At 64.7% G+C, this 984-nt stretch carries 2 protein-coding genes; both read left to right on the top strand.

Annotation, left to right across the window (positions count from 1 at the left end):
* On the top strand, positions 1-273 hold a 273-nt coding region (locus tag ACODRZ_RS26745; RefSeq protein WP_488973191.1), incomplete at its 5' end, for a 5-deoxy-glucuronate isomerase.
* A 121-nt stretch (positions 274-394) separates the two neighbouring features.
* On the top strand, positions 395-984 hold a 590-nt coding region (locus ACODRZ_RS26740), incomplete at its 3' end, for an SDR family NAD(P)-dependent oxidoreductase (protein ID WP_488973192.1).

Here is a 984-nt window from a genome sequence, read left to right as displayed (position 1 = left end):
TGGAACACGATGCCGCCGCACCTCCACGACCGCCGCTCGGAAATCTACCTGTACTTCGAGCTGCCCGAAGAGAACGACCGCATCTTTCACTACATGGGCGAGCCCGACCAGATGCGTCACATCGTCATCGCCAACGAAGAGGCCGTCATCAGCCCGCCGTGGTCGATCCACATGGGTTCGGGCACCAAGAAGTACGCCTTCATCTGGGCGATGGGCGGCGAGAACCTCGACTACACCGACATGAACGTGCTGGATATCTGCCAGCTCCAGTAAGCCTTCGCTTACCCCCTACGCTCGTCATTGCGAGGAGCGCAGCGACGAAGCAATCCATCGAGCCAGCGTCGCAGCCGCCCTGGGTTGCTTCGCTGCGCTCGCAATGACGAGAGAGGGTATCATGGCAATTTCCTTCGACCTGACGGGCAAGGCCGCGCTCGTCACCGGCGCCAACACCGGAATCGGCCAGGCCATCGCCGTCGCGCTGGCCGAGGCGGGCGCCGACGTTGCCGTCGCGGGCCGCTCCGAACCGGCCGAGACGCTGGCGCTGATCGCCGCGACGGGCCGCAAGGCGGTGAACATCAAGGCCGACTTGTCCAGCATCAAGCCGGTCGGCCGCGTCATCGACGAAGCGGTGGCGGGTCTCGGCAAGGTCGACATCCTCGTCAACAACGCAGGGATCATCCGCCGCGATGACCTGCTGCAGTTCTCCGAGGAGGACTGGGACGCGGTGATCGACACCAATCTCAAGACCTTGTTCTTCCTCAGCCAGGCGGCGGCGAAGGGCATGACCGAACGTGGCTACGGCAAGATCGTCAACATCGCCTCGCTGCTGACCTTCCAGGGCGGCATCCGCGTGCCGAGCTATGCGGCGGCGAAGTCGGGCGTTTCCGGCGTCACCAAGGCGATGGCCAACGAACTGGCGCCCAGGGGCGTGCAGGTCAACGCGATCGCGCCGGGCTACATCACCACCAACAACACCGCCGCGCT

The organism is Novosphingobium sp. FG90 (assembly GCF_057808725.1).
Note: the sequence above shows the minus strand (reverse complement) of the source record. Positions and strands in the feature narration are given on the sequence as shown.